Origin of the sequence: Priestia sp. TRN 1309 (assembly GCF_050846875.1) — a bacterium.
GTDB classification, from domain to species: domain Bacteria; phylum Bacillota; class Bacilli; order Bacillales; family Bacillaceae_H; genus Priestia; species Priestia zanthoxyli.
On sequence record NZ_JBOZGM010000004.1, the window covers coordinates 189,035 to 207,408 of the forward strand.

General features: G+C 35.5%; 15 protein-coding genes. 4 read left to right on the forward strand and 11 right to left on the reverse strand.

The window, feature by feature from the left end; genetic code table 11:
* Window positions 1-101: 101 nt before the first annotated feature.
* The 3 genes from ACRPLQ_RS17210 to uxaC form a co-directional block, all read right to left on the reverse strand.
* A complete protein-coding gene (locus ACRPLQ_RS17210) occupies window positions 102-1,115 on the reverse strand; it encodes a LacI family DNA-binding transcriptional regulator (RefSeq protein WP_028413696.1) in 1,014 nt (337 codons plus the stop codon).
* 102 nt (window positions 1,116-1,217) lie between these two features.
* Window positions 1,218-2,600, reverse strand: a complete 1,383-nt coding sequence (locus tag ACRPLQ_RS17215) for a glycoside-pentoside-hexuronide (GPH):cation symporter (RefSeq protein WP_028413697.1) — start codon at window positions 2,598-2,600, stop codon at window positions 1,218-1,220.
* A gap of 47 nt (window positions 2,601-2,647) precedes the next feature.
* On the reverse strand, window positions 2,648-4,069 hold the full coding sequence (gene uxaC / locus ACRPLQ_RS17220; RefSeq protein ID WP_257041628.1) for a glucuronate isomerase: 1,422 nt from the start codon (window positions 4,067-4,069) through the stop codon (window positions 2,648-2,650).
* A gap of 512 nt (window positions 4,070-4,581) precedes the next feature.
* Here uxaC and ACRPLQ_RS17225 point away from each other — a divergent pair.
* Both ACRPLQ_RS17225 and ACRPLQ_RS17230 read left to right on the forward strand, forming a co-directional pair.
* Window positions 4,582-4,776, forward strand: coding sequence for a twin-arginine translocase TatA/TatE family subunit (locus ACRPLQ_RS17225; RefSeq protein WP_047751147.1), 195 nt, complete (start codon window positions 4,582-4,584; stop codon window positions 4,774-4,776).
* Between the two features lie 110 nt (window positions 4,777-4,886).
* Window positions 4,887-5,978, forward strand: coding sequence for an AI-2E family transporter (locus ACRPLQ_RS17230; protein ID WP_025751972.1), 1,092 nt, complete (start codon window positions 4,887-4,889; stop codon window positions 5,976-5,978).
* 61 nt (window positions 5,979-6,039) lie between these two features.
* Here the strand turns inward: ACRPLQ_RS17230 and ACRPLQ_RS17235 are convergent, their stop codons facing one another.
* Complete coding sequence (locus ACRPLQ_RS17235) at window positions 6,040-6,390, reverse strand: VOC family protein (protein WP_028413699.1); 351 nt, start codon at window positions 6,388-6,390, stop codon at window positions 6,040-6,042.
* 376 nt (window positions 6,391-6,766) lie between these two features.
* Here ACRPLQ_RS17235 and ACRPLQ_RS17240 point away from each other — a divergent pair, with 376 nt between their 5' ends.
* Window positions 6,767-8,197, forward strand: a complete 1,431-nt coding sequence (locus ACRPLQ_RS17240; RefSeq protein WP_028413700.1) for a hypothetical protein — start codon at window positions 6,767-6,769, stop codon at window positions 8,195-8,197.
* Window positions 8,198-9,097: 900 nt separating this feature from the next.
* A complete protein-coding gene (locus tag ACRPLQ_RS17245; RefSeq protein ID WP_432236185.1) occupies window positions 9,098-10,237 on the forward strand; it encodes a hypothetical protein in 1,140 nt (379 codons plus the stop codon).
* A 596-nt stretch (window positions 10,238-10,833) separates the two neighbouring features.
* Here ACRPLQ_RS17245 and ACRPLQ_RS17250 read toward each other — a convergent pair.
* From ACRPLQ_RS17250 to ACRPLQ_RS17280, 7 genes are all read right to left on the reverse strand, one after another.
* Window positions 10,834-11,868: a DUF3231 family protein gene (locus ACRPLQ_RS17250; RefSeq protein ID WP_328171713.1), complete on the reverse strand. Its 1,035-nt coding sequence runs from the start codon at window positions 11,866-11,868 to the stop codon at window positions 10,834-10,836.
* 107 nt (window positions 11,869-11,975) lie between these two features.
* Entirely contained in the window at window positions 11,976-13,136 is a 1,161-nt protein-coding gene (locus tag ACRPLQ_RS17255; protein ID WP_223546525.1) for a Ger(x)C family spore germination protein, read from the reverse strand.
* The gene (locus tag ACRPLQ_RS17260; protein WP_432236186.1) at window positions 13,136-14,659 is read right to left on the reverse strand and encodes a spore germination protein; all 1,524 of its coding nucleotides are present in this window, start codon (window positions 14,657-14,659) and stop codon (window positions 13,136-13,138) included. The genes ACRPLQ_RS17255 and ACRPLQ_RS17260 overlap by 1 nt, the downstream gene beginning before the upstream one ends.
* Window positions 14,646-15,743, reverse strand: coding sequence for a GerAB/ArcD/ProY family transporter (locus tag ACRPLQ_RS17265; RefSeq protein WP_432236187.1), 1,098 nt, complete (start codon window positions 15,741-15,743; stop codon window positions 14,646-14,648). The genes ACRPLQ_RS17260 and ACRPLQ_RS17265 overlap by 14 nt, the downstream gene beginning before the upstream one ends.
* Before the next feature lie 194 nt (window positions 15,744-15,937).
* A complete protein-coding gene (locus ACRPLQ_RS17270) occupies window positions 15,938-16,510 on the reverse strand; it encodes an HTH-type transcriptional regulator Hpr (RefSeq protein ID WP_048021363.1) in 573 nt (190 codons plus the stop codon).
* A gap of 232 nt (window positions 16,511-16,742) precedes the next feature.
* Window positions 16,743-17,957 (reverse strand): cystathionine gamma-synthase family protein, encoded by a 1,215-nt coding sequence (locus ACRPLQ_RS17275; RefSeq protein ID WP_048021365.1) that lies wholly within the window; start codon window positions 17,955-17,957, stop codon window positions 16,743-16,745.
* A 155-nt stretch (window positions 17,958-18,112) separates the two neighbouring features.
* The gene (locus ACRPLQ_RS17280) at window positions 18,113-18,295 is read right to left on the reverse strand and encodes a hypothetical protein (protein ID WP_232216954.1); all 183 of its coding nucleotides are present in this window, start codon (window positions 18,293-18,295) and stop codon (window positions 18,113-18,115) included.
* Between the last annotated feature and the right edge of the window lie 79 nt (window positions 18,296-18,374).

The window sequence follows — 18,374 nt, forward strand, 5'->3', positions numbered from 1 at the left end:
TTGCACACATTAACATTGTTATTTTTATAGATTTTTATATTGTTTTATTTCTTAAAAATGTTAACGTTAACATTTTTGGGCCGGTTATACTAAATAACCGGCTACATAGATGAGCGTGACTTTACAGACTGGCGAACCATTAATTCGGTATTAATTAAAACTTTATTTTGCAGCATCTTTTTGTCATCTTTGTCCATTAATGATAAAACTGCTTCTGCTCCGGTCATGCTGATTTTCTCGATTGGTCTTTTAACGGTTGTGAGTGAAGGAGTGGTGTATTTGGCTAATTCAATATCATCAAATCCAATAATTGAGATATCACTCGGTACGTTTAGCCCAGACTCGAATGCGGCGTTCATAGCACCGATTGCCATATCATCATTTGAACAAAAAACAGCAGTAGGCGGCTGCTTTAACCTTAACAGTGCTTTCATTCCTTCATATCCGCTTTGCATATCGTAATTTCCTTGAATCATATACTCTTGGCGAATGGAAACATTGTGATCAATTAACGAGTTAAGAAATCCTTCCTTACGCTGTTGAGTTGATTTAAAACCTTCTATTCCTTCTATGATTGCAATATGCCTGTGACCTAATTCAATCAAATATTCGCCGGCTTTGTAGGCTCCTTCTTTGTCATTTGACAAAATATTAATAATCGATGAATCGTCAACTTGACGGTTGAGCACAATCAACGGGATGCCTTTTTCTACTACGTTATATATAAAAGTGTTATCACGGTCGCTTTGACTCATTAAAATAATCGCATCAAAGCGTTTATTGTTGATGTACGTATAATCATCATAATCGTCAATGCCTCTTACAAATAAATTATACTGAACATCAATTACTTTACTTACCCCTCTAATACTATCTACTAAAAAACTTGGTGACGTACCGTTTGCCATGCTCGTAAAAAACAATCCAATTGTATGAGATTTTTGAAGCACTAAATTTTTCGCATGATAATCAGGAATATAGTTAAGCGTATTTGCAATCTCTAAAATTTTCTTTTTTGTTTTTTCTTTAATAAGCGGACTATTGTTTAATGCACGTGAAACCGTTGTATGTGATACGTTTGCTAGTTTTGCAATATCCTTAATTGTAACACCCATTTCATTTACCTTCCTTTAATGAATCAGTATCGATTTTTATTATAAGGATATCACAAGTTAGTAGGAATAATAAGCAAATGGTGAATGTTATGACAGTTTTGACTAAGACCTAGCATGAATATCTTGGACAATCTCCGCGTGTTTCTTATCCGTTAGCTTATACATAAAACCAATAATCACTGCAGCAATGGACAAAGCAATAGCAGGATATAGTAACAGCAAACTTTTAATTCCCACTAATGTACCTGCCTTTTGTGCCACGTTTGGGATATACCCAACTAACCCTAAACCAATACCTGATAAGAAGCCGGATAGCGACTGAGCAAGCTTTCGAGAAAAGTTGAACAATGAATACGTTGTGCCTTCTTTTCTTTCGCCTGTTTTCCATTCACCATAATCAATAATATCTGATACAAATGCCCATGTAATCCCGTTAGGAATGCTGATACCTATAAAAGCAATACTTGCTAAAATCGTAAAAATTACGACGTTAGAAGGCATAAAGAAATTTACTGTGTCCGCTGCAATACTGATTCCTAAGCCAATCATTGCAGCTTGCTTTTTTCCAAATCGGCTAACAAGCTTTGGCAGCATAATGACTCCTAGAAAGGATGAACCAATAATAATAAAGTTCATGTAAGCCATCAATTTAACATTTCCTAAATTATACTGTGCAAAGTAAATAAGCATAGCTGATTTAATATTGTAAGCTGAAATGGTAAATACCGTCATAAACACTAAAATTAAAAGAGGTTTGTTACTTACAAACGTTTTAAAAATAGACTTGACTGATAGTTTTTCTTTTGGACTCTCTTTTACGACAATGCGTTCTTTGCAATTGCGATAGCATACATAAAAAGCGATGATTCCAATGACCGACATAATTCCCATAACAACGGGATAACCGATTTTTTCATTTGGAAATAACAGAATGAGCGGTACAACAGCAATGCTGGTTACAAACAGTGCACCTAGCGATCCTGTTTGACGAAAAGCAGCAAGAGACGTGCGATCAGAAGTATTTTGAGTCATGGATGCGCCTAGCGATCCGTATGGAATATTGACAAATGAATAGCCAATTCCCCAAATCATATAAGAAGCGTACGCATAAATTAATTTACCCGCCGGTGAAAGATTTGGCGAAATAAACGTGAGTACGGTTAAAATGGCTAACACCATACTTCCGAATAGTAAATACGGCCGGAATTTCCCTTTAGCTCCGATGTTTTTTCGGTAATCAATGGACGAACCAACAATGGGATCACAAACTGCTGCAAATAACTTACTTACTAGAAAAATCCCTCCCGCAGCCGCGGCAGGGATGCCTGCCACATCTGTAAAGAACTTCAACAAATAAAGCTGCCCTAAATCAAACATGAAACCGTTACCAAAATCACCCATACCATAAGATATTTTTTCTTTTACACTAAGATTTTTCTTTTCTACTTTTATTTCAACCTTTCTTTCTGTTGCCACAACACTCATGGTAATCCCCCTTCTCCCCTTGCAATTCTTTAAACTATTTTGCCCCTTTATTTTTGCAGCGTATAGGCTGGGAAGCTAAAGTAGTCTTTAGCATTTTCATAACATATTCCTTTTACAATTTGCTCAAGCAGCTGTTGGTCATTAGGTACTTCCCCTTCTTCTACCCACGTACCAATTAAGCTGCATACTAGTCTTCTGAAATATTCATGCCTTGTATACGAAAGAAAACTTCGGGAATCTGTTAACATGCCGATAAACCGACTAAACAACCCAACATTTGATAACGCTTTCATTTGTTCTAACATACCTTCTCGTTGATCATTAAACCACCAAGCCGTGCCAAGCTGCAGCTTGCCAGGAATACCGTCTCCTTGAAAGCTGCCAATTATACTTGCTAATACATAATTATCTTTTGGATTTAACGAATATAAAATCGTCTTTGGCAAACTATTTTGTACGTCCATTTGATCAAGAAGCTGTACGAGAGGCTCTGCCACTTGTCCGTCATACATCGAGTCATACCCTGTATCTGGACCTAACTGACGAAACATTTTGGTGTTATTGTTTCTAAGAGCATGAAGGTGAAATTGCATTGCCCAACCTAGCTCATTATACAGCTTCCCTAAAAAGATTAACGTATATGACTTGTATTTACTTTCTTCTTCAGTACTTACGCCTTCACCTTTTAAGGCTTTTAAGAAAATCTCCGAAACTTCTTCTTTCGAAGTCTTCGTATATACCATTTTATTTAGTGCGTGATCAGATAAACGCCCTCCCATGGAATGAAAAAAACGAGCTCGACTTTCAAGAGCTTTTAACAAATCATCATAGGTGTGAATGGAGCGGTTTGAACAATCTTGCAACTTTGCAATCCAGCTCTTAAACCCTTCTTGGTTGATTTCAAGCCCTTTATCCGGACGAAAACTTGGAAGTACTTGGGTCTCAAAACCTTGGACATCTCTTAGTTTCATATGATACTCTAATGAATCTGTTGGGTCATCCGTTGTACAGATAACTTTTACGTTAGAACGTGTAATAAGATCTCTTGCACCAAACTTACCGCTGCGTAATTTCTCGTTTGCTTTTTCCCAAATAAACGGTGCCGTCTGTTCATTTAATATTTCATCAATATCAAAGAAACGCTTTAACTCTAGATGCGTCCAATGATATAGCGGATTTCCAATCGTCATTGGAACTGTTTTAGCCCACGCGAGAAATTTTTCATAGTCACTCGCTGATCCTGTTATCTTTTCCTCTTCAATTCCGTTCGCTCTCATCAGTCTCCATTTATAGTGATCTCCATCTAGCCAAACGTTAGTTAACGTTTTAAACTGTTTATTCTCATAAACTTCCTGCGGGTTTAAGTGGCAATGATAATCAATAATCGGCATATCTTTTGCGTAAGTATTATACAAGTGTGCTGCTGTTTCATTTGTTAATAAAAAATGGTCATCCATAAACTTTTTCATTTCCATTCACTCCTTCGTTTTTTTGTTAACGTTAACAAAATTAGATAAATTGATGAATAATCTTATTTATAGATAACTATATTAATAAGTTATAATCTTTAATACTAAAAATGTTAACGTTAACATTTTATTTAATTCTATTACTTATTTCTAAATTTTACAACAATTTATCTTTATATTTTTAAATTTTTTTCTCTCTTTATTTTTATATACTGATTCTTCATTTTAAAAAACAGGATTTATGACATGTTTCCATAAGAATTAAAGCAAGTTTTTTCACATAGGGCTTATACAAGAGTAATAAGGCGAGCGGCTGTCTTTAATGCTATAATAAATTTCATATGCAAAATATCACTACTAGCATTTAAATCATACATAGCCGCTCCACCTTGTTTTCGTATCATTTAAAATAAAGGAATTTTAAAGAGAAAAGTGAATAGTATAAACATGCACTTTATTTACTATCTCTTTTTAATTTTCATATATTCATTGCTTTTAAAGGAGAGGATATCATGCCAGGAGCCACAAGCATGGTCGTAATCGGGATTACTGCCTTAATTGTATTTGGACCAAGTAAATTGCCGGACATAGGACGAGCATTTGGACATTCCCTGCGAGAATTTAAAAATGCAGCAGAAGGAATTATACAAGATGACGACAAAAAAACTCCAGAGGATACCACTAAAGATAAAGAGGAAAAAGCCTAATTTTTATTTAAATGAAAGTTATACAGACTAAAAAAGCCCACTTTTAACGTGCAGTGGGTTTCTTTTTTGATGTATGATAGTAAAAAATAGTAAAGAAAGAGGGTAACTTTTTGTTTAAATCGAAACTGCATTTTTGGACATTAGAACTATTAATGATTGCTTTACTGATTTACATTTGTAAACATATTTCGTTTGTTTTTCTACCAATCGGTGTGTTTATCTCCACTTTGTTTTTCCCTATTCTTGTAGCTGGTTTTCTTTTCTTTTTATTCGAACCAATTGTGTCATTTCTCACAAGAAAAAAAGTGCCAAAAACACTGGCCATTTTACTATTATACGTTGTTTTTATCGGCGTAATTGCTTCTATTGTGGGCGGTGTGGGACCTACCTTATCTAAACAATTAACTGATTTGGCTAAGAATATTCCGTCTTACATTGTAGAGACGAGAGAGTACATAAATGATTTATCTAACTCAAGATGGTTTAACTGGCTCGTTGAACAAAAATATGTGTCGCTCGATCATATTGAAGAGTCACTTTTAAACTACGCGTCTACTTTACCTACGAATCTCACAAACAGTATTTCATCTGTTTTAAGCGTCGTAACAAATATTACACTTACGGTTGTAACCGTTCCTTTCATTCTTTTTTATATGCTCAAAGACAGCCATAAACTTCGTAAAAATACGCTGCGTATGGTTCCTGCTTCTTATCGAAAAGAAACGTTGCGTACAATGAAAGAAACAACAAATACGCTAGCTACTTATATTCAAGGCCAAATGCTCGTTTGTTTGTTTGTCGGTATTAGTACATTCATTGGTTACCTCATCATTGGGTTGCCTTATGCATTAATACTCGCACTAATAGGAGCCCTTACTAATATTATCCCGTACGTCGGCCCTTTTATTGGCGTAGCACCCGCTTTAATCGTAGGCTTATTATACTCTCCTACAAAAGCGATATTAGTAATTATCGTCGTCGTAATCGTTCAACAGCTCGATGGGAACATTATTTCTCCGCTGGTAATTGGAAAGAAATTAAACACTCATCCTTTAACGATTATTATTTTATTGCTTGTTGCGGGTAATATTGCAGGAATACTCGGAATGATCTTAGCGATTCCGGCTTATGCTGTAACAAAAACAATTGTGATAAATATTGTAAGAATGATTCAATTCAGAAACAAATCTATCAAGTTATAAAATGCAAAGGCAATACAATAAAAGGACCTTCTCTTGAAGGTCCTTTTATTATTCCATAGGTTCAGCATTCACACACCATAAGATGATTTCCATCTGGATCTTTAAATATAAACCAGTGATCGTGTTCAATTCCTGTCGTTAGCTCTACTTTTTTCTGTTTCATATACTCATAAGCTTCTTTGATATCGTTTGTATTCAAATGAAAAGCCGGTGTTTTAAAAAGCGTATTTTTTGAATAAGTTTTGCTATCTAATACAATTCCTGTTCCATTCATAGGTATCACATATAAATGATCATATAAAATGTCTCCATCTGCCGGCAAACCTAGCACGTCACAATACCAGTCTCGTGCTTTTTGTATATCTTCTACAGGAATAAAAATCGTGCCTACTTCATTTAATATAGGGTTCATTCATGACCTCCAGGGTATGTTTAGTAGTTTTAGAAAGTATTCTCTTTTAACCGCTGATATCCTTTTATTTTAAATTGCTTGCTATTCATCCAGTAAACTCCGCAGCAGAATTAGCAGTCTTGCGAACAGAGTTATCCTTCTTACATAAGGTACACAGCAAATGTATATACTTCATGACCAAATTTGGATTGCGAAAAAAGAAAATAAGAAAATCTCCCCCTTCGCCCCCTTTGCACGTGTATAATGAAAAATAGACTATAGATAGTAGCCGTCTTTTGTTTGTGGCATCGAACTTTCGTGCATTACAATAGGTTTAAAGCTACTATCCAACTAAGAATTAAAATGACTAACTTAAGATTAAGGAGGTTAGATGTGTATGGATTATTCATCTTTACTCATACGCGAAGTCATTGATAGAGTATCTAAATTACGCCTCTTATCTGTTTATAACGAAAGTATAAAAGGTGATTTAGAGAGCACCATCCTCCCTCTTTATCAGCAGCACTTTGAAAATAAAGATGTAAACGAAGCGTTGAGGATTTTAAAAAAAGACTTTCTCAATCGTACGAAACGCAGGTGGTTAGATGCTGCTATACGCGACTATGAGCAAAAAAAGCCCAAGAAGAATAAAGAGCTGATTGGGGAATACAGAGCGCTAACAGCTTATTATAAAACAAACGGAAAAGAACTCTTTTGCAAACAGTTTGAAAACATACCGTCTCCGGAAGAAGTCATTAATAAACGAATTGATATCCTACGTGAATGGAGTCAAGAAGATAGCTTCTTTTTAACTGATTATCCTTATATTCATCAAAAAACCAAAACGCAGCGAGAAAAAGCAATTCATACGGATATATCTATTATTATTGGGCTGACTATACTGGACCCTAGCTTCCAAAACGGAAACCATAGTATTATTGAAAGCCCATTTTCAACTGTAGAGAACCCTTTTTTCTCTAACTCAAGAGCAAAGCTTCTCGTCGAGCAACCCCTATTAGAGAAAGAAGGAAAAGAATATTTCTTAAGTACTTATAACTCTGAAGACGGGACAGATTACGAATTGTTAATAGAAAAAGAATACGCTGAAGAAAATGGAAATAAAATTAGTGATTTAGATCGGTTTGATTATAAAGTGTTTTTAGAGATCATGAGCCAACGCGACGAGTTGTTCGCTACACAAAAAATCATTAATGTAAAGATTGGTGACCTTGTGAAAGCACTTTATAAAACAGACAGTAAGCGCAATTACCAGATGATAGAAGAAAGAATTACAAAAATGAAGCACTACAGCATGTCAAAAGTACAGCATAATAAGACAATTGCCTATGGTATTTTTGACTTTGTGGATATTACTACGATGCCAAACGGAACGCGAATTGCTGAAATTCACGTCAATGAAGTGATATATAGAGACTATATTCAACGCCAAACGGTGCGTATTTACAAAAATAAAGTAGAAAAATTAAGTTTAGACGCCGCTTACCATTTGCTATTCGTTATGCAAAAAGAGCGTCTCATTTGCTATGAAACAAAATCTTCATACAATGTCACAAGAGATTATTTATATTTTTCGACAAGAGTCCGCTTTCGAAAAAGACGCAAAAAAGAAAACCTTGTCGAAATTGAAACAGCCTTAGATGAGCTAGTCGAACAAAAACTAGCTGTCCAATCTTATAAAAGAGTGGGCCAAGTGTTTCAGATCACCTTTATTCCTGTGGGAGAAAGTGAAGTAAAAGACTTATTAGCCGGTGATTACGAATATGCTCCCCTTTCTATCTATCAAAACGTAACAAGCTCTATAGGCTAAAAAAAGAATGCTCTTATGATCTTTATAAGAGCATTCTTTTTATCTGCCTACCATTAGTTACTGCATTTTTTGCTCCACATTTCCGTGCAAAAGTGTTTTTTTGCTCCAATTCTCCATATAAACATACTATTTCCCCTGCTGATATAGTTATTAAACTTCACCTTCCCTATCATTTTGTGAACTTTTTGTGTCTAAAAGAAGTGTTATAACTAATTTTTGCTCCAGGTTCCCGTGCAAAAGTGTCGTTTTTCTTTCTATACTGCATTTACTATAAGTTTGGCTCCAATCTTCCGTGCAAATATGCCACTTTTACATAATTTTTCTTGAGACAGCGACTTCCCCCCTTCGTTTTCTGCATTTTTTGCTCCAAATCTCCGTGCAAAAGTGTTTTTTGCTCTAGATTTCCGTGCAAACATGCCACTTTTTTAAAAAAGCGCGATTTTTTCTGCAAATGTTCATTTATTCTCTGTAAAAATGTGAACTTTCTGTGTCTAAAAAAGGGCATTTTTTTGTTTTATGTCCCTATTTTCCGTGCAAATGTGTCACTTTGTTGCCCAAATCTTTATTTTTATCATTTTTGCTCCTATTCTCCGTGCAAATATGTCATTTTTACATCAAATTTTTTTTTGAATTTGTCACATTACGTGTATTTCATCCGCCATAATACGACATTTGTCTTAAGAATGCTGTTTTATCAACGTTTATGAAATGTCACGCTATTTTTGCTCCACATCTCCGTGCAAATATGTCACCTTGTAAATAGATGTCTCGTCCCTTGGTATCACTAGTCTTTTAAAAAAATGCACCATTTTCCCGTGCAAATATGTCATTTTACAGCCTATATGACTGTGTCTATACTGTAAAAGATGACGTATATAGTTTTGGAAAGGAGGTAACTACATGAGTATACAAAAGCTGGCACTAAAACGGCACACTCTGATAGCAAACAAGCTGCTGATTGTCATGAGTGGTTTAAATAGAGAGACGAAACGAGACAACAGCTATTACTATGAAAAACATTCATTTGGTCTAGCAAAAAACTTTGTAGACATAAAGTGGACGGGTTCTCTGATGAAGCAAATTTTAGCTTACGTAGCCAAATGTAACAGCCAAGGTCATATTTCAATTATTTCTGAGCAAGAACTGGCTAATACAATCCAATGTTCCGTTCGGACCGTTCAAAATAATAATAAGCTTTTAGAAGACTATGACATCATTCGCTGGGATCGTTTATGGGGAGACTATATTCAAGTTTCTTTAAACAACTATTTAGAGGATTTTTTAGATTTACATATAAAAGAAGCTGCTGATGCTCAAAACATATTATATACTCCGGAAATGCTTGATAAAGATCACAATACATATACTTCAAAAGGTGGTTACACTTCTGTTTCGATGGAAGTGATTTATCAATTGCTGGCTATCAAAAATATTAACATGCTGCGCCTGGCTTTACGTGCTTTGTATGTATACGAATCTGATGTAAACGTAAAGAAAGATTCAGAAGCCCTTTTATCTTACACCGAGGTAAAACACATTCTTCCGAAATACATTGGCTATAAAGCTGCTATTAAAGAAATGGCTAGTAAATTAAGTAAAATTTTCCGTATCGATGTACTAGAAAAAGATGATTGTGTCAAAACATTATTAGAAGAAAAGCAGCCAAGAAAATCGATTATTGAAAAAATCAAGGATGGTTTTATTTTAAGTTTCAATTTAACTGGTGCTCATGATAGTAAAAAACAAAAAGAAATCGAAAAAATCCGTGGAGAGCATGCATTTGCTCAGTTTAAGAATTTCTTTAAATCTTTTGGCCATTATTCTATTAAAAAAGAAGATATTCATTCCATTGTGCATGAGTTCGGTTTAGATATAATCGAAAAATCATTAACGTCCGTTCAGCGTTACCTACAACAAACTTACATAGAAGAAAGTATGGATGCATTTCGCCCTCTTGTGCATGAAATGGAGTCAAACTTCTTTACGTATATCCGCAAAATTGCCAACGGGTATTATCAGGCAAAAATTAACGCTCTATAATACTCTTTTTTGTTATGCCTTTTTTTCCTCATCTCTACTCTATTTCCCTCCTACTCTTCTTTTCTCTTTAACTTACTAAAACATATTTGTCTCTCAGCTATAATAAATCTCTTTAAATGATAATGATTTTCGTTTTCATGAAAAAAATCAACTAAATGAACAAAAAATACAATAAATAAACGTTATTTTCCGATCGACTGCGTAGAAAATATAGCTGTTATAAAAAAATCCTATATTTTTTCGTGAAAATTCTTGTAGTAATCTGCAGTTTTTTTGATTGCTTCATTCCCTATAACCTCAGTCAGCAGAAGGCGTTTGTCCATATAAGTTTTAACAATGTTTATAATTTCTTTAATTTCTTTTTAATCTCTTATAAATGTATAGTAATTTCTTTAAAATAAAGAGCAGCAAATAAATAACATTTTTTATAGATAGAGACATTAAGCTCATATACAAATTGTAATTATAAATTCGTTTAGTTTAATGACCATCAAATATAAAAACACACAAAACAGATGCCCAGATTTTGTGTGTTTTTTATTCACTAGAGCTATATAGGTTAAGAACTTTTACATATTCTAAGACAAGTCATTTAATTAGTTGGAGTTTAAATGATTTCTATCTACGGCTGCCGGTGGTGTTTCCATCCAGCCGTTTTCCATCATAATATCCGCTGCATCTTTTACAAACCTCGAGATATTTGTCATTGATTTTCCATATAACAGCGCCAAATCATGTCTTCCATTGACGGCTACCGAATTTCCAAAAGCCCTCATTTTCATTGAGAACATATCCATTTTGTGAAACAGCATTAATTTATCGGAAAATGGTGAAAAAGTCGAAGTAGTAATTAAATGATCAAGAAAAGATGGCGCTGGTAAATTATCTAGATGAAGCTTTTCAACATAGCGTTCTACCGCTTTATTTGTCAGATCTTCGCCTTTTACAAATAATGCACGAATTTTTTCACTTTTAACAACTTGACTAAATGCCAAAATTAAGGCTTTGCTTGTCACATTATTCTCGATGTTATCATACAGATGAGCAATTTCTAATGCGTGCAAAGGTCGAACATCTCCTACAAACCCGCTTAAATAATGAGTAGTAGCGATGTTCACTTTTTCTGGTGCGGGAATAATTGGCGGCTTAATAATAAATCCTTTATCCATTAAGATTGCCTTTATTTGCTCCATCAATTCCATTGTTGCTTTCATACAATACGTTAAAAGCGTCTTTACATCTTCTCTATACATTAGCGGCAGTGCAATACTGTAAATGCTTAAACCCGCTTTAGCAGCATATTTTAAATAATGCACGTAAAATTCATCTTCAAACAGCTTTGGAGCACCTAGGTTCACGTCTTCTTGCGTAAATCCATACGGAATTGGCACATTCTCTTTTGTGAAAATGTCTTTTACGTTACTTTGAAATTCTTCCGTTAAACCTTTTGCATGTTGTAACAGCTTTTTTATATCCGGATCTTCAACGTGTTCAAGAAAATAGCTTAAAATATGTGAAGACATGTTGTTGCCCATATAGGTTGCCCAAAGTTTACCCATTTCGGGGGCTGTTAATTTCTCTTTCACGCTTGTTTTTTTTGAACCTATTTTAGTTGGTTTGATTGTTTCCATCTATAATCTCCTAATTCGATTTGCTTTTTGGTTGGTCTTTTCTATTTTATCTATTCTTACACTTTTGATTTAACATTATTAGGTGAGAAATGCAGGTTTTCAGTATTTCAATCTATAGTCGGACCTATTCGCTGTTTGTTTCCGTGCTTAACCTGTACGTTGACCTTCACGTTTATTGAGTCTTTTGTTAGAGGAATGGCCCCGTTGCTTTGAACAGCTTTCCATTTACGCAGTTCTTTTTTGTAAAGAACATGAGAAAGCCTGTAAACATCGCTGTTTATACTTAAGCCTTGCGCGTATGTTTCAATAATTTGTTTCTTAATTTTCTGTTCAGCTTCTTTTTTTATAGTTGATAGTTTTTCGTGCTGCGGCATAACTAAAATCGTTGCTTTTGCCCGAACTTTTATATTAAAGGTTAGATTACTACCTTTTAGAACAGGTTCGATCTTTACTTTTTTCTTGTCTACCACAAGATCAATATCGGAATGATCAGGTAGCCTTACTCGTAAACCAGCTCGTACAAATTCATCAGTTATCCATCTAAGCCCTTTGATTTTATTTTCAGAAAAAACTCCTTTTAATTCAGATGATGTAATAGCCACTGCTCCGTTTACTTGAATAGCTGTTTCACTTTTTTGATCCGTTGTTAAATGTTCTTTAGTCTGAACTAAAGGGATGTTTACTTCGTGACTTGGTTCATTAAGATGGATAATGAGCTCTCTTAAATCAACTGGTGGAATAAAGGAGTTTTGCTTGAAAATCACTTTAGGATCGCTCAAGCGAGAAAGAGCATTCGATACTTCGAACATCGGCGTAGCTAACAGCGTTTTTTTCAAAGGGCTTTTCGTAGCATACATCCAAATGTTATATCTCGTTTCCCGATAACGATCTAAAAAGTCGACCGCAGATTTGACAGCACCATGCTTTAACGCATCGTCCGTTAGAACAAGGAAAGCTAAGTGCCCAAAAAAGATTCTGCGCTGAGAAATTTGATAATATCTAAAAATAGCTTCATCAATGGTTTTTCCTGTTGCGTAGCCAACTTCTACTTTGACTTGACCCGCGCCAGCACCGCTTGCCTCAGATTTTGCCAATAAACTTAAATTGATTGTCTGCAGGTAAAGAACGTAACGATTATCTTTAAAATCTACCCCCATTCCCTGTGCGTATACCATTTGTTCCGGTTCATTCGTATCCCAGCACCCCGAAAGAAACAATAAAAAAGAGCTCATAGCAAGTATAAGTAAGTTCCTTATGGTCCTTTTCACTAACTTCCTCCTTCTTCGCGGGTGGAATCGCTGGGGTTAAGCATACTAGCTCTCGTTGCTTTTTTACTTTCGGGCAGGCGGAAGAGAGATTTTAAAATATTTTTCGCATCTAATCGGGTTGCTAATTCGAAATATGGCACACCAAACGTTCGAATGTTTGTAATATAGATCATGACTAAAAAAATGGAAATAAAAAAGCCAAAAAAACCTAAAATGCTAACACAGATAATACTAAAAAAGCGGATCAGTGAAATTGTTCCTATAAGGGACTGATTTGCTAGCGTAAAGGTAGCAATCGTAGAGCCTGCAATGACAACCAGCATAGCAGGACTTGTTAAACCGGCTCTAATGGCTGCATCACCGATAATAAGCCCTCCGATTACACTGAGTGTCTGCCCGACAGAAGTCGGGAGTCTAAACCCTGCCTCTCGAAACAATTCAAATAAAAGGAGCATTAATATTGCTTCAAGAGAGGTAGGAAACGGGACACCTCTTCTTGCTTCAACAATCGTAGCTAATAAGCTGAGAGGAAGCTGATTTTGATGAAAAGCCGTCATTGCAACCCAAAAACTAGGCAAAAAAGCAGCGATAGAAAGCCCGAAGATTCGAAGAATACGCTCAAAAGAGCTGTATAAATATGTATTTTCTTTATCCTCAGATCCTTTTAATAAGTAAAAAAGGTTGATGGGTGTAACATACGCATATGAAGTTCCATCAATTAATATAATGAACCGGCCATTTAACAGAGATTGAACCGCAAAATCAGGTCTCCCTGTATAAGCGTGGCGAGGAAAAAAACTATACGGATTTTTATTAATGAGCTCTTCTAGCTGTGTTCCGCTGAAAATACCGTCTATATCGATATTCCCTAGCTTCTCCATAATTTCGTCAAGTATCTTCTTGTCCGCTACGTCTTCCATGTATAAAATGCTTACTTTTGTTTTTGTTCGTTTTCCAATCTCTAAAGATTTTGTTAACAAGGAAACCGATTTAAGACGCTTGCGAATTAAAGCAATATTCACAGGTAAGTCTTCAATAAAATTATCTCTAGGACCCAATATGGTTACTTCATTTTTCGTTTCTTCTGGACTTCTTTGAGGACGGTCAGAAATATCGATAGACACAACAGCGTGTGGTAATCCAAAATCAATGAATAATTTGCCGGAAAAAATTTCTGAAACTGCCTGTTCTTCATTTTGAACGATAGAAACTGAGGGAAGGTTTAATAATTTTATGATCTTGTCTCCTTCTACTTCCCCCTCTAGCTTAGCGCAGCATTCCTCTAATCTTTTAGGGATCATTCCATATAGCATTTCCGTACTCACTAAACCGGTACAATAAATCATAAGCACTCGTTTGTTATAAAAATAAACGGTCTCGAAGTTAATATCACCGCATTTTCCAAATAAATCTCTTAACGTGCACTCATTGATTACCTGAGAACGAGAAGAACTTTCTTTTAAAAGACTTTCGCTCTCTTGTTTTTTAGAGCTGTAGTCTTTTTGCTTCTTAAAAAATTCCACTCTTATCCCTCCTTGTTTTATGAGAAATTAGAAAGACTATGACTACTAAGAAAAGAGAAAAAGCAATAAACAGCCAGAAAGTAGCTGGTATGATTGTAAAAAATAAAAGATTTGAAAAAGTAAAGTCTGTTATAGGAGCTAGAGTGCATACAGTGATAACCACTAAAATGAGTAAAAGAAACCTTTTGTGGCCTTTTTGAATCGGCACTAATTCTTTCATAATAAAAAGAAAGGTCGAAATGCGGATGAAGGTACCCGACAGCCACTGATAAATAGATAAAAAGTCGATATGCTCTATAAACTTTCCAAGTGATGCAATTCCCCATTCTTCATAGGGAGGGAAACGTTGCCTAGAGGCTTCTACAGGACCAAATTCAGTAATTGCCCCAATAAGAGGCCCAATCGTAAGGCCTGTTAAGAGAATTCCAGCCACCGCTAAATGCTTATAGCGTATAGGCTGCGATACTTTGTGCTGCAAAAAAAGCAGCAGCAGCAGCTCTACCATCCCTGATCCTTGAAATACAATACTTTTAATAACAGGAAAATAGCCATTTTCTAAAACAGGCTGCAATAAAGAATAATCTTTAAATTGAAAGTTTGTAAAAGAAACAAAAAAACCTAATAGTACAATAAAAAATAAAAGAAACACGTTTACAATACTAATCGTTCTAATGCTCGTAGCGGCAAGTAAGCAACAGGTAAAACCAAATAGTAAAACGAGTATAATTAAAGGTGTTCGCTGAAGAAAAATAATATTGATCCATGTAATCGTCTCTCGTAAGGTGGCAATTTCCATAATGATCAAATAAGCGATTATAAGAAAAATAACAACGTTGGTAAATGACTTATTCATATGTTTTTTCATCCATTGAAAAAGATGTTCACCGTTTGTTTTTTTATTTACATATACGAGTAAAGGAACCCATATGAGTGTTAAAAGACAAGTAAGAAGAACAGTGATCCAAGCATCGCGCCCTGCCGTTTTAATTAATGGAGATATAAGCATCACATGAGTTTTTAAGCCAATAAACGTCATCGAAAGAAGGATCAGCTGAAAAACAGAAATTGAGTCTGACTTATTCATGGTAACCACTCCTTCTCTCCGGTAAATTTACTACTGGTAGCTTATCCTAAATTTCTCATAATATAATGGAGAATCATTATTCACAAAATAAAAAAGAGCTGTTTTATACGTGAAGTTTCTCACGGATAAAACAGCTCGGTCTGTTATTCACTTATTTTCACGAAGCCCTATTCTCTGCCCATTATTCAGCGCGTTCAATTACTAGTTAGCTGGACTTCTTTCTTATCTTCATTTTCTTCTATTCCCGCTTCTTCTATATTCACAAAAGGTTGATCAGCAACGGTCACTAGGTCGCCGCCGCAAACGTGACGAACAACGGTTACGAGCTCTGGAAAATCGGGAAATTTTCCGTATAACGTTTTTAAAGGAAGTGCGCCTTTGCACACCTTACTGTTATGTGGTTCATACCCTTTGAGCGTGTCAAGCAATAATTGTTCTCCCTTTTCAGTCAGTTTGATGTAGGTATTTCTTTTATCATTTTCTCTTTTGGATAGATGCAGATACCCTTGATTTTCTAATTTTTTCGAAAAATTAAATGCTGTAGAGATATGCATAGCGCCTAAGTTAGCTAACTCTGACATAGAGATTTCTCCCGTGCTGCTAGCCAAACATAAAATATGATGCTCATTTACATTCAGACCATAAGGTTTCACCCATTGCTCCCAATCATCTTCTGCAGCTCGCCAGATGGCTTTACTTACCTGCATTAATTTAAATCCAAACAATGATGCATCTTTTATTGTGTATTCATTTTCTTGTTTCGACATACTATCATTCCTTATTTGTAGGCTATTGTAAGTTAGTTTATTTTTAAAGCGTGTAAAAACATTTTTATTTCATCTAATTTATCAGTATACCTACAAAATCAGACGAAAAAATACACGTGCAGTTTAATTTCTCAGCTTTATTCCACAATATCTCTGCAATTTTGAAGAAACGTCTACCAACTAAAAAGAGTTGCTTACCTTATTTTTATTTAAAAAAGTAATACATGTCTTTTTAATTACTAATAGGTGATGCAGATTCTAAGTGAGCAAATGCTTGTTCTAAGTCTGCAATTAAATCTTCCGTATCTTCAATTCCTACAGATATGCGAACCAGTCCTTCGGATATTCCAAGAGCTTTACGTTCTTCAAGCGTACATTCTACGTGACTAGTCGTTCTTGCCGGACCGTAAATCGTTTCAACTGCTCCTAAATTACCGGCTTTATTTGCATACGTTAACTTTGGCAGCAAAATTTTAATAGCTTCCATTTCTCCTTTTAACACAAAGCTTAATATTCCGCCAAAGCCTTTCATTTGTTTTTTGGCAATATGATGATGAGGGTGTGTTTCCAATCCAGGATAATAGACGGCTTCAACAGCTTCTTTCTTTTGAAGAAATTTAGCAATTTCCAAAGCGCTTCGTTCTTGTTGACGTATACGCAGCTTTAACGTCTTCATTCCTCTTAAAATAAGATACGCTGACATAGGGTCCATGGTCGCGCCATTGATCTCACGGTAGTGATACACATGCTGCATTAATTCTTTAGAGCCGCATACTACCCCGCCTAAAGCATCGGCGTGTCCGCTTAAAAATTTTGTGGCGCTGTGAATGACAAGATCTACTCCTAATTGAAGAGGGTTTTGGTTAATTGGTGTCGCAAACGTATTATCAATAATGACCACTGCCCCTACCGATTTTCCTGCTTTCGCTATTCTTTCAATATCAATAATTTTCATCGTAGGATTTGTAGGTGACTCTAAATACAGCACTTTACATCCTTTATTTACTTCCGCTTCAATTTCTTCATGATTTCCCGTATTACATAAGGTTACATCCACTCCAATGTTAGGAAGGAACTCAGTGAAGATTTTATTTGTTCCTCCATATGTATCTTTTACCGATACGACTCGGTCTCCCGGTTTTAAAAAAGTGTACAATGTGCTGCTAATAGCCGCCATGCCGGAGGAAAATGCGACCGACTCTTCTGCTTCTTCAAGTATCCTTACTTTTTCTTCAAAAGCTTTAACCGTAGGATTACTCATGCGATTATACGTATAGCCTGGTTTGTTTCCTAACGCAACTTCTTGCCATTCGTCTACATCATCATAATTGTAAGCTACGCTGAAGACGACGGGAACTTGAGTGGCATTGTAAGCAAGCGATTCTTTTTCTCCTGCCCATACCGCTTTTGTTCCGTCTTGTACATTTTTAAACTGTTTGTCTGTCATTCACTCATCACCTCTGGTTTTGTTAATTAGATATTGATTAAATTATATATTGTATACAATATACTGTATATAGTACAGAATAATCTGATAATAAAATATGCGTACATTCTTCATTAAATTTAAAAAAGATCGAGATATAACGAAATCAATTCAATCTAACGACGAACAAAGACGAACAAATAGGATACATGAGCTGAACGCTCGTGACAGGTCAGTTGGTTCCGTGCAAGACTTCGCTTTCCGCAGTCGGCCGCTGAGCCTTCTCGTCGCATACGCTCCTGTGGAGTCTCACCTGTTCCGCTTTTCCCGCAGGAGTTTTCGTCTTGCCCTCCAATCAACTGCTAGAAGGGTCTAAAACAAATCGAACGTACGTTCACCCTAAAAAAAAAACGAACCACTAATCGAAAATCTTGATCA